General features: G+C 36.7%; 9 protein-coding genes. 4 read left to right on the forward strand and 5 right to left on the reverse strand.

Annotation, left to right across the window (positions count from 1 at the left end; translation table 11 throughout):
- Positions 1 to 97 precede the first annotated feature (97 nt).
- On the forward strand, positions 98 to 1,411 hold the full coding sequence (gene aptA / locus ORQ98_RS24435) for an omega-aminotransferase AptA (RefSeq protein ID WP_274691441.1): 1,314 nt from the start codon (positions 98 to 100) through the stop codon (positions 1,409 to 1,411).
- Between the two features lie 79 nt (positions 1,412 to 1,490).
- On the opposite strand, the gene ORQ98_RS24440 is transcribed toward aptA, so the two are convergent.
- Positions 1,491 to 2,273 carry a hypothetical protein gene (locus ORQ98_RS24440; RefSeq protein ID WP_274691442.1) on the reverse strand — a complete coding sequence of 261 codons (783 nt, stop codon included), beginning with the start codon at positions 2,271 to 2,273 and terminating at the stop codon, positions 1,491 to 1,493.
- A 240-nt stretch (positions 2,274 to 2,513) separates the two neighbouring features.
- Entirely contained in the window at positions 2,514 to 3,980 is a 1,467-nt protein-coding gene (gene pdxR, locus ORQ98_RS24445) for a MocR-like pyridoxine biosynthesis transcription factor PdxR (RefSeq protein WP_274691443.1), read from the reverse strand.
- Positions 3,981 to 4,249: 269 nt separating this feature from the next.
- Between pdxR and ORQ98_RS24450 the strand changes: the two genes are divergently transcribed.
- A complete protein-coding gene (locus ORQ98_RS24450) occupies positions 4,250 to 5,818 on the forward strand; it encodes an alanine/glycine:cation symporter family protein (RefSeq protein WP_274691444.1) in 1,569 nt (522 codons plus the stop codon).
- Between the two features lie 60 nt (positions 5,819 to 5,878).
- Here ORQ98_RS24450 and ORQ98_RS24455 read toward each other — a convergent pair whose 3' ends face one another.
- Together ORQ98_RS24455 and ORQ98_RS24460 are read right to left on the reverse strand one after the other, a co-directional pair.
- Positions 5,879 to 6,577 carry a c-type cytochrome gene (locus tag ORQ98_RS24455; RefSeq protein ID WP_274691445.1) on the reverse strand — a complete coding sequence of 233 codons (699 nt, stop codon included), beginning with the start codon at positions 6,575 to 6,577 and terminating at the stop codon, positions 5,879 to 5,881.
- A gap of 23 nt (positions 6,578 to 6,600) precedes the next feature.
- A complete protein-coding gene (locus tag ORQ98_RS24460; protein WP_274691446.1) occupies positions 6,601 to 7,941 on the reverse strand; it encodes a sulfite oxidase in 1,341 nt (446 codons plus the stop codon).
- Between the two features lie 259 nt (positions 7,942 to 8,200).
- Between ORQ98_RS24460 and ORQ98_RS24465 the strand changes: the two genes are divergently transcribed.
- Together ORQ98_RS24465 and ORQ98_RS24470 are read left to right on the forward strand one after the other, a co-directional pair.
- Positions 8,201 to 8,989 (forward strand): rhodanese-like domain-containing protein, encoded by a 789-nt coding sequence (locus ORQ98_RS24465; protein ID WP_274691447.1) that lies wholly within the window; start codon positions 8,201 to 8,203, stop codon positions 8,987 to 8,989.
- A 278-nt stretch (positions 8,990 to 9,267) separates the two neighbouring features.
- Positions 9,268 to 10,059 (forward strand): rhodanese-like domain-containing protein, encoded by a 792-nt coding sequence (locus tag ORQ98_RS24470; protein WP_274691448.1) that lies wholly within the window; start codon positions 9,268 to 9,270, stop codon positions 10,057 to 10,059.
- 316 nt (positions 10,060 to 10,375) lie between these two features.
- Here the strand turns inward: ORQ98_RS24470 and ORQ98_RS24475 are convergent, their stop codons facing one another.
- On the reverse strand, positions 10,376 to 11,161 hold the full coding sequence (locus ORQ98_RS24475) for a substrate-binding periplasmic protein (RefSeq protein ID WP_274691449.1): 786 nt from the start codon (positions 11,159 to 11,161) through the stop codon (positions 10,376 to 10,378).
- Positions 11,162 to 11,748 lie beyond the last annotated feature (587 nt).

Here is an 11,748-nt window from a genome sequence, read left to right on the forward strand (position 1 = left end):
CATCAGTGCCTGATTATCATCAGAATCAGTCTTAGTTACCCTTCAGTGAAGGTGTTCGCATATTGACATGGTTCTATAGACAAAGGATAAACATCGTATGACGCACCAACCATTACCCAACATGAATTACCACTGGATGCCTTTTACCAGCAATCAAACATTTAAAGCGGATCCTCAATTATTTTGCAAGGCAGAAGGTGTTTATTATTGGAACCATCGAGGTGAAAAAATATTAGATGGTTGCTCAGGCTTGTTTTGTACGCCAGCAGGCCATGGCCGAAAAGAAATCGCCAACGCTGTCTTTCAGCAACTGCAAACCATGGATTACTCCCCCCACTTTATGCGGGCTAATCCAGCTTCTTTTGAGTTAGCAGAAAATATAGCGAGTATGCTGCCCAAAACGATTAATCGAGTATTCTTTTGCAATTCTGGTTCAGAGTCTGTTGATACAGCCATTAAAATTGCTTATGCCTATCACTATGCTAACGGCCAACCCCAACGTCAGCGTTTAGTATCACGTGAAAGAGCCTATCATGGGGTTAACTTAGGCGGCACCTCTTTAAGTGGTATGGTAAAAAACCGTGAAGTTTTTGGCCAAGGCATTCCTGGTGTTGTACACATGCGCCATACCTGGCTAACCGAAAACCAGTTTGCCATGGGCGAAGGTGAACAAGGGGTTGAATTAGCTGACGACCTGTTACGAGCAGTACAGCTTTATGGAGCTGAAACAGTAGCTGCCTGCTTTGTTGAGCCCATCGCAGGATCAACGGGTGTATTAGTACCACCTAAAGGTTATTTAAAACGTTTAAGAGAAATTTGTGACCAATATGGAATATTACTGGTATTTGATGAAGTAATCACTGGCTTTGGCCGAACAGGAAAAGCGTTTGCAGCTGACAGTTTTGGTGTTATCCCCGATATTATTACTATGGCCAAAGCATTAACCAATGGCGCCCAACCAATGGGTGCAATTGCCGTTAAACAAAGTATTTATGATACCATTGTTAATGCAGGGCAACCTGGCGTGCCAGAGTTTTTCCATGGCTATACTTACTCTTGCCATCCAGCAGCCTGTGCAGCCAGTTTAGCAACATTAGCTATTTATGAGCAGGAAGGCTTATTTGAAAAAGCGGCTGTACTTGCACCACTCTTTCAAGAAGCCATTTTTTCATTAAGCCGGTTACCTATTATTAAAGATATTCGTGGTTATGGCTTACTCGCAGGGTTTGATGTTGAACCAGATTCCGTACCAGGAAGCAGAGGTAATGACTTACAACTCAAACTTTTTGAAGCAGGTCTACATATTAAAACAACAGGTGATGCAGGAATTGTTGCTCCTGCATTTATTTCAACCCCCAGCCATATTGAGCAAATGACTGATATTTTACATAAGGTATTAGGTCAGTATTAGTGTAGCCTTACCTCTTGGTTAATTATGTGCCAATATAAGCTTTCACAAGTTTACCAAGAGGATTTTTTATGACATATATTTACGACCCCATTTTCCCGTACCGGCTATATTGGGATAAGTGAATTACGATTATACCTTGATCAGTTTTTACTGGATAATAGATTTCATACCGGCCATCACTTGATGAAAACCTATGGCTGGAGACTCTGCCATCGAATACTGAATTAAGATATTGCCTTTCCTCACTAGATGTGCTCAATATATAATTCACTCGTAGTGCTTTTTCCTCAGATCCAAGGCCAGAATAGCTGCTAAAACCTAAAAGTAATTGTTTACCATTCAAACTATCTCTAGCAATAACTGTCACCTCTGGAAACTTTTCTTCTACTTTACTAAGTACTTTAATATCATGACTGGCACTCTCAATATACTTTCGAGAGAAAGAATAGCGAGACAGCCTTTCCATTATATCTTGTTGCTCTCCAATTAAAGCTGAAGCGGATGAAACTAAATAATCTTCCTTTTTCTTTGATGTTGCAATATCTCCAAGGTAGAGAAGCATAAATATTACAACCAAAGATCCTAAAAAACCTAGTAATGTATATTTATACTTATCTTTTGGTACATTTTCTGTATATTTCTTACCTTCAGCAATAGCTGTCAGATTAAACATAATATTAATAATTATTGAGCCAAGTAAAACTGCAAATATTCCTAATATACTCAGCAAAAATATCTCACTCATGTTTTCTCTAAAGACTTTAAAGCCGAAGACTGTAGAGCAAGTAAAGATAAAAACCCAGTACACTAATAAAACAATCATTACTAAGGCTATCTTATTTGTTACTTTTACTATATTCATACTTAATCTTCCAATTACTTATACTGCTTCAGTTTAACTATAGGGCACCTCTAATTATTGTTTATGGCCTCTGCGCAAGCTGACGGGGTCTTGAACAATAATTAGAGATGCCCTATATATGATTGATCTCATCAGCCTGTTTCAGGGTTTTTGCATGAAATACTGGAACACCATTCCCTATATTACTGGCCATAAAGTCACTGCCAGTATAACACCAAAAGTGGATCAATTCTTAAGCATTTAAGCCAAGCCATTTATTAGTTCTGCAAGCTGTCTTATCCCTTCTTCAATTAGCTCTTCTTGAATAAAAGAAAATCCTAGCCTCATAAAATTGTCAGGTTTATCATTCCCCAAAAAATGCATGCGACCTGCTTCAATAAATATACCTTGCTTGAGAGCCAGTTGCTGCAGATTTGTAGTATTAACATGTGTAGGCATTTCAACCCATAACGTACTACCACCAAAAGAAGGAAATATACGGCACTTTGGTAGGTATTGTTTCAAAGCAGCTTGAAGTATTAACCAACGATTACGGTAAGCTTGGGCTAGTCGCCTAATAAAACTATCGTGATAACCACGAGATAGAAATAAAGCAATAATATGCTGATTATTAGCTGGTGGATGTCGTAACATTAAACGACGTAGAGCAATAGCCTGCTGAATCAGTGGCTTTGCTGCTACCATATAACCAAGTCGAACACCTGGCGCTAAGGTTTTGGATAGACTGCCTACATATATAACGCGATCATTCTTGGCAATACCTTTTAAAGCAGGTGAAGGTTGTGTCACAAAGTTAAATTCACTTTCATAGTCATCTTCAATAAGAATGAAATTGTACTTTTCTGCAGCTGCAAGTAGTTCTTGTCGCCTCGCCATAGGCATTGTGACTGTTGTTGGTGATTGATGACTTGGGGTTACATACACATAATCACATCTAGCTAACTGTTGATTAACTTCTACACCATGTAAATCAACTGTCAGCGGCTGGATCGTAGCACCCGCCAAGCAAAAGATATTTCTTGCATCCACATAGCCCGGATCTTCTATGCCAACAACTGTCTTACTATTCATAAGTATACGTGCCAGCATATATAAGGAGTGTTGCGTTCCCAGCGTAACCAATATTTCATCTTGCGCACAACGAATTCCCCGCCTAGGCAGCACACGGGTTCGTAACTGGTCAATCAGTAAAGAGTCATCAGAGCCTGTTTGATCAGCTAACCAACGTCCCACTGTTGCACGACTGGAAGCAATCCTACAACATTCTCGCCACTCATTAATTGAGAACAAGCTACTATCTAACTGTCCACAAATAAAAGGGTATTGACAATGGCGCCATTCCTCTGGCTTATCTATATTTTGATAGTTTAGAAATGTAAACTGAAAGCGGCTTTGCCAATCAACTTGCTTATTTATTGTGCTTTCATCAACACATTTAACATATGCTGATTTTTCTTTAACATCTTCGCTAACATAATGGCCTTTTCTTTCTGAAGTTGTGATATAGCCTTCATCAGCCAACTTCTCATAGGCAAAGACTACAGTGTTTCTAGAAACCTTAAGGTATTTAGCAAGCTTACGGCATGAAGGTAATAAACTTCCTGGTGGAAAATGACCGTCCAAAATTGCAGAAACCATTATTTCTTGAATTTGCGCTTGTAAACTGATTCCAGGCTTCGGCTCTAAATAAAACAGTTGTTCATACATACCTTATTACTACCTATTATTAAACCACTTCCATTCTTATACAACTGTTAATACTGATTTTATTAAATTCTTTGTAAAAAGTGCAAATATACACTAGCCACAATCACATAAACGTCAACTGGCATTACAAAAAATGTTTAACTGGCACTATTAAACTCTTGTTCACTTTCATTAACCTGACAGATTCATAACTATAAATAATTATTTTATAAATGACACCTTATGTAAGCAATTGCTTATAGCGGGTATAACTTAGAAGTTAAGGGACTATGAATATTTATAAGCTAATCCTTCCTTTGTTATTGGTTAGCAATAACTCTCATGCCGATAGTATAGATACCGCTGTTAATAATTTTCTCGAACCCATTTCCAATGCGTTATCAACCTTTGTTTTTTTCAGCATACCCATGTTAGGAGCTGATGTTCCTCTGATTGTTATCTGGCTTGCTTGTGCAGCTCTCTTCTTTACCTGTTATCTAAAATTTATTAATTTACGTGGCTTTTCCCACGGATTACAACTCATTCGCGGCGATTATAGTAATCCAAAAGCAAAAGGTGAAATTTCACATTTTCAAGCCGTAGCCACTGCAATATCAGGTACTGTAGGAGTAGGTAATATTGGTGGTGTGGCTATTGCTATTACTATAGGAGGTCCTGGGGCAGCCTTTTGGTTAGTTTTTGCTGGTTTTTTATCCATGTCGACCAAGCTAGTTGAGTGTACCTTGGGCGTGATGTACCGGCGCCACCATGAAGATGGCTCAGTTTCTGGTGGCCCAATGTATTATCTTGAGCATGGAATTGCTGAAAAAGGCTGGCCTAAGCTAGGTAAAACTATGGGTATTTTTTATGCCCTAGCAATGGTAGTAGGCTGTCTTGGTATTGGTAATATGTTTCAGTCAAACCAAGCGTATATCCAATTCGTCAATATTACTGGTGGCGAACATAGTTTTTTTGCTGAACACAGTTGGCTATTTGGTATTCTTATCGCAGGTACTGTTGCAACCGTTATTATTGGCGGCATTCACTCTATTGCTAGAGTGGCTGAACGCATTGTACCATTAATGGCTATTCTTTATATCGTTTCAACAATTGTAATTATCAGCTTTAATTACCAGTTTATTCCCACAGCATTCAAGTTAATCTTGCAAGGGGCTTTTACTTCAGATGGCATCACTGGTGGTATGATTGGAGTAATGGTTATTGGTTTTCAACGGGCGTTATTTTCCAATGAAGCTGGTTTAGGTTCAGCCTCTATTGCCCATTCTGCTGTAAAAACTAACGAGCCAGTAAGCGAAGGTATAGTATCATTATTAGAACCATTTATAGATACTATTGTCATTTGCACCTTAAGTTCACTCGTCATTATTACCACAGCAATTCCCCATGGCTTAATGGATAGCGGGCTTAAAGGCATTGAGCTAACATCTGCTGCTTTTGCTTACCACATTAGCTGGTTTCCCTACCCATTAGCATTAGCGGCTCTTTTATTTGCATTTTCCACCTCTATTGCCTGGTCTTACTATGGATTAAAAAGCTGGACTTATTTATTTGGAAGCAAAAAGAACTCACAATTGATTTTTAAAATGATATTTTGTTTATTTATTGCTTTAGGCTGTATGGTTCAACTGGACTCTATTATTAAAATGTCCGATGCATTAGTTTTTATTATTGCAATACCCAACATCCTTGGTTTATATATTTTAGCACCAAAGGTAAAAAAGGAGCTCAATCAATATATGGCTAAACTTCAACAAGGCAAATTACAAAACTATAGACAACTTAAGTACAATGAAACAATTAGTTCAATAACAGCAAATGGCCAACCTGCTCAAAAATAAGCATAAGGGTTGAGAAAATATGTATTCTCAACCCTATTTAAGGTAAAAAATTATTACTATTTACTCGCCATAACATGTTGATAAATAGTCTAAAATTATTTTCTTCTTATCAGAGGCAATACTATCCATGCCCTGCTCATCAACCATCCAATCTAGTGTTTCCTCCCACCGTTCACGATTCATACCTTGCTGAATAACTAACCTTAAAGAATGGCAGCTTGCACATAATTCACTAACTACCTCATTACCTTTTCCGGGTTTTAATAGCCTATTTGTTGTTGCTATATTTGTTTCTATTATAGATTTGCTAGGCAAAAGGTCATCAAAAGGAATTTTCCAGTTGGCTTCTTTACTATTTAATGTAGCAAGCCATGCAATAACAGCTGCACGCTGGGACACATTTTCAATTCCTGGAAAGGCCATTTTGTTACCAGGTGCAAACGCTGCAGGCTGACGCAGGAATTTATCAAGCTGTTGAAAATTCCAGCTACCTTGTTTATTCGATAACGCTAAACTGTATTGATAACCACCGGCACTAGCAATACCTCTAGAGGATAGGGCCCATAAATTAGGACCTATTTTATGGGGCTGACCTTTCTCAGCACTATGGCACGCTAAACAAACATTAGCGACCTGACGACCAACAGCAGCTAATTCATTTAATTTTTCTACTGTTTCATCATTGGTTGATTGGGCATTAGCAGGAACTATCCCTACTAATACTTTCATCAATAGAATACAAGATAAGTATTTTCGCACTAGCTAACTACCTAAACTGCTGTCTAAACTACCCGAACGGCTATCCGGTGAAAGCTGTTATTTAAATACCCCTTAGGATTCCAATTAATAGCAAAAGGCTGGCTTACACCCTGCTCATCAGTGGCCTTAGCCCACACTTCATAGTAGCCTACCTGAGGGAATTTCACTGTTGTTTTAAAACGTTGCCAAGCACCTTGATTAACAGGTTGGTTTAATGTTGCTTGTTGCCATGTAGCACCAAAGTCAATTGATATCTCTACTTTTTTTACTAATTTATCACCAGCCCAAGCATGACCACGAACGTCTAATTCACTTGTTTTTATTTCAACATTGTTCTCAGGGAAAGTAATGAGTGATTTAACTGGCATCTGTTCAATAATAACAAAATCCTTTTCTTCTACTTTCTCACCTGGAGCTACAGGATGATTAGGTACACGATAAGCTTTACCAGTCATTTTAGGACCATCGTGCACCTGGTTACGCAACTCTATTCGGGTTAACCACTTCTGGGAACATGAGCCAGGCCAACCAGGAATAACTAAACGCAGAGGTGCCCCATTCATTGGGTGTAATGGCGCTCCATTCATTTCAAAAGCAATCAAGTTTTCAGCACCCAGTGCTTTCTCTATAGGAACACCTCTTGAAATAGGTAGTTTACCTGGTTTTCCTGAAAGGTGGCTATCAGCACTATAATGAGCAGTGTAAACAGCTTCTTCTTGAATTCCTGCCGCATTTAAAACATCAGCTAGCCTTACCCCTGTCCACTGAGAACAGGCAACGGCTCCATAAGTCCACTGATTACCACGGGCTTTCGGCTCAAAAAATGCTCTACCATTCCCACCACACTCTAATACAAGATTTTTAGTTACCACATCAAAATGTTTTTTTAGGTCAGAAATTTTTAGAGATAGTTGCTTATTAACTAAACCATCAATCGTCAACAACCACTTTTCAGGATCAACATTTACTGGAGGAGTTCCATTATTACGAATAAAGTGACGTGCTGTAGGTGTAACATCATCATCTAATAAATGTGGAGGGGTTTCCGCGTTAACCGGACGGTCATTTAGGATTATAAGGCCATTTTTACCTTGTATTTGCAAGTCTGACATTCCACTTGCCATTGCAGCAGGAATGAGCCCACCAGGCATATTACGATGAAATGGAATGTAGCCACCTAGAGTAGCAGCCATACTTGCCAAGCCAAGCCCCTTAAGAAACCCTCTTCGATCAGAATAAGTTTTTCGACCAAATGCAACCTCATCAGCTTTATCTGGATTTTCTAGATAAAGGTCTAACAGATTTTTCTGATTAGATTGACTTGCATTTTTGGTAATATCACTACTTCTTCTTTTATCAGACATCTTAATCCCTATGCAGCAACGCACATACAGTTATACAGAGGTGCCATTATATACAATAAAGGCTAAATACTTAATCTGTATCAATTTTATACAAAAATATATGTATTACATTTGACGTATTATCTTATTCAAGTACATTATTTAGCTATTGGTAACAGCTAACAAATTTAGTACTATAGCGATTCAGTAGATATCAAATATTTGTTCTCAAATCAAGATTTACATTTACTTTACAAATGTGTTTAGAAGGACATTGGTTGTGCTAAAAATAACCAAACGTAGACTTTTGCAGTTACTCATCTCCCTACTACTAGTTAACTTTTTATTTATAAAGTATCTACATGCAGATAATACCTTTCCCCATCGATCAAGCTATCCTAATGTAAAAACCATTGAATTAGATGAGCTATATCATAAAAATAAGCAATGTCTTGTTATAGACGTAAGATCAAAAATAGAATACGACGTTATTCATATTAGCGATTCTATTAATATTTCTTTAAGTAAAATAAATTTCAGTACGCTAGTTGAAAATGCACATAAAAAGCAGAATAAAGCTTGTATTGTATTTTACTGTAACGGTCATACCTGCAAGAAGTCTTATAAAGCTGCACAAAAAATGAGCCATTCTAAACTATATAACCTAGTACGTTCGTTTGATGCAGGAATTTTTTCATGGGCAAATAAATACAACAATCAAACCATCCTACTTGGAAAAGTGCTTACAGATAAAAGCAAGCTGATAAACAAACAAGAGTATGAACAACATTTAGTCACGAAAGCCGAAATAAATGACACGTTTAACACTATTGATATAAGAGATCACTTTCAAAGAAAGGAAGAAAAAATTCCACTTAAGGCATTAAAACGTATTCCTTTGACGAGAATTCGCCCCCTCCTAAAGAGACATCTTATAAAAGATGAAAATTTACTCTTTATTGATAAAGTAGGCAAACAAAATCGCTGGCTGCATTATTATTTAAAAGAGTATGGGTACAAAAATTATGTATTCCTAAAAGGTGGCAGCACTACCTTTAATAAAAACTAATAATAAAAATCTAACGACAGCCTGCTAAAATGATTATATTTTTGGGTAAGTTTTACTATAAAACTTACCCAAAAACTCACATTAAATAGCATAAAGAAAACCTCTCACTCTCAAACCTTATAACTACAATACTTAGCTCTATATTGCTATAAAAACCAAGTATTTAAACCAATATTATTTAGCTATATCCACTAGCGCAATTATTTCAACTCAATCATGCCTTGAATAACATTTAAACTATAATTATCTCATCAAAAAAACATGTGCTGAGCTAAAAAATGAACCCTATAATTTTTAAGCAAAATTATACAGTAGTTATACTGGTAATTATAAGTCTAATCGCTATAAATATCAGTTCTGCGAGCGACTTTCCACTAAGAGAAAAATATAAAAACATACCTATTATAGAACTTAACACTCTTGGTGAAGAACTTAGTGACACAATAGTCATCGATGTTAGATCTAAAGCTGAATACAATGTTATACATATAGCTAACGCTCATAATATCCCCCTATCAAATATGGGATTTACTAGTAAAGTACAAAACCTAAGAAAGGAAAATCCAAATAAAAAGATTATTGTGTACTGTAATGGACATACTTGCGCTAAAAGCTACAAAGCCACCAAAAAACTAATGGATTCAAATATAGATAACTGTTATGCATTTGATGCTGGGATATTTGACTGGGTCAACAAATATCCTGAAAACTCATCATTACTTGGTGAGTCTCCTGCAGACTTAAGTAAAATTATAAGCAAAGATGAATTTAAACAACATACACTAGAAAGTGATAATTTTGAAAACAAACTTAACTCCACTAAAAATTCTATTATTATTGATATAAGAGAGTCTGTACAACGTAGTTTTTCTCCTAATTATAACAATATTAGAAACATCCCCTTTGATAGGTTCACCAAAGCACTGAAAAATAACAAATACAAAGATAAAACCTTGTTTATTTTTGATGCTGTTGGAAAACAAGTAAAATGGCTACAGTATCACTTAAAAAACTACAACTATAAAAACTATTACTTTCTAAAAGGGGGAGTTAAAACATTACAGAGTTAATCGCAATCATATTAAAGCACTCTCTAGATCAAAGCCTATGTATACCCATCATGAATCATTTTTAGGTTTGAAAATAAAGTGGTATATACTCACAGTGAAGGATTATTTAGGCGAGGCCACCGAGCGATGAAACCCCAGGATTTTAGATAAACTAAATGACTGGGGTGAAAAGTGATGGTAACAAAGTCTAAAAATCATTCGCGACGGGTATAACAGCAGGAAGATAGGTGTATTGGACACACTATTACTTAAAAATGGAAGATGTTCAAAAAGGCTATTTTTAAAAAGTAACTTTAACAAAGGCATTATATCTAGTTTAGATATTTGGTATATACTTTATTAACAACTCCCTCAGTCGACCACTACTTTCCAACTTATCAAGCCCTTTATTGATTATATTCAACAATTTCTTTCCCTGAGGATGTTTTTTAGAAATTAAAAAATGAAATCTTTCCTTAGGTACAGGAAGCGCCTGATAAGAAATTTCTTCAGTTAAGAGGGGCTTTTCTAAAATCATCCATGCAGCAGCAATAATTTCTAAACGAGCAAAGGCTGCATGGCAGAATTTATGGTGAATTCTAGCAATCAGTGCTTCATGACTTTTTGTCGTACGCGCGATTTCTTCATTGTTAAAACCAAAGTTCGTATAGTTATACCCTAATAACCCACAACGTAAATCAGGGCTTATCTTGTTTCTCACCTCATCAGCAGTAAGCCCAGAAGGGAATTGACTCTTTAAGTAAAAGAAAGCAGGTGTTAGCTCATAACTGTGTCGAGAGTGTAAATAATCTCTACGACGCTCTTCATTTAAAGAGGTAGGCCATATCATATGGAATTCACCAGACTTTAACGACTCCAAGCATCGTTTCCAGGGTCTGATAACGTGCTTTAATTTTATGTTATAAGGCTTGAGAATTTCCTCCATCACATCAACATTATAACCCACTAATTCATTATTTCCTTTACGGTCATGATACTCATAAGGTGCCCACAATGTTTGTGGGGTTGTACAGGCAAGAATCTCTGTATTAGGTGGCAGATCAGCATATGCATTGGCAGCAAAACAAGCTAACAATAGTACCCGCTTAATCAAAACTAACATTTTTTCACTCACAACCAATCTATATCAATTACTCACAATTTAGTTTAGTTGAGTATGCAAAATTTACTTGAAATTATGTTGAGTGATTGCTTTTCAACAACACTGTGTGCGAGTTTACCTGAAGGCCCTGGAAATGTGTTGCCTGACAGCTCTTGCATAGTGTTGACTTGCTTAGAAAGACAATCAGCTTTACACTTCATAAGCCGTCTTATTCAAGACACTGCCAGCTTGTGCAGAGGCCATAGAAAAGGAATTTATAGCTAAAAAAACCATGTCCCCACCTTACTACCAGCACCAAATTAGCACTATAATAGCAAAGCAAAGAAGCTCTTATTTAATAATAAACATCCCGACAAAACTAGCGATCTACTCGCTAAAAAGTTGTTTTTTTATACTGATCTCTATATTTATTCAACTGGTTTCAAGGGCAGCCAGCATTTTTTCATTTCTTTTAATTAACAATACTGTAGACACTTTTATGCAGCAATAGCCCCATAGTCGCTTAACTGTTCATACACTTGAGCGACTTTTTTATTACTTTTGCTCAGACCTAACTTATCAAAAAGTTTTTCCATTAAATGCTGATT

This window comes from Spartinivicinus poritis, assembly GCF_028858535.1.
Classification (GTDB): Bacteria; Pseudomonadota; Gammaproteobacteria; order Pseudomonadales; family Zooshikellaceae; genus Spartinivicinus; species Spartinivicinus poritis.

Excerpts from the sequence above, each read along its gene's own strand:
- aptA (WP_274691441.1), top strand. The coding sequence starts at position 98 with ATGACGCACCAACCATTACCCAACATGAATTACCACTGGATGCCTTTT.
- ORQ98_RS24440 (WP_274691442.1), bottom strand. The coding sequence starts at position 2,273 with ATGAATATAGTAAAAGTAACAAATAAGATAGCCTTAGTAATGATTGTT.
- pdxR (WP_274691443.1), bottom strand. The coding sequence starts at position 3,980 with ATGTATGAACAACTGTTTTATTTAGAGCCGAAGCCTGGAATCAGTTTA.
- ORQ98_RS24450 (WP_274691444.1), top strand. The coding sequence starts at position 4,250 with ATGAATATTTATAAGCTAATCCTTCCTTTGTTATTGGTTAGCAATAAC.
- ORQ98_RS24460 (WP_274691446.1), bottom strand. The coding sequence starts at position 7,941 with ATGTCTGATAAAAGAAGAAGTAGTGATATTACCAAAAATGCAAGTCAA.
- ORQ98_RS24470 (WP_274691448.1), top strand. The coding sequence starts at position 9,268 with ATGAACCCTATAATTTTTAAGCAAAATTATACAGTAGTTATACTGGTA.
- ORQ98_RS24475 (WP_274691449.1), bottom strand. The coding sequence starts at position 11,161 with ATGTTAGTTTTGATTAAGCGGGTACTATTGTTAGCTTGTTTTGCTGCC.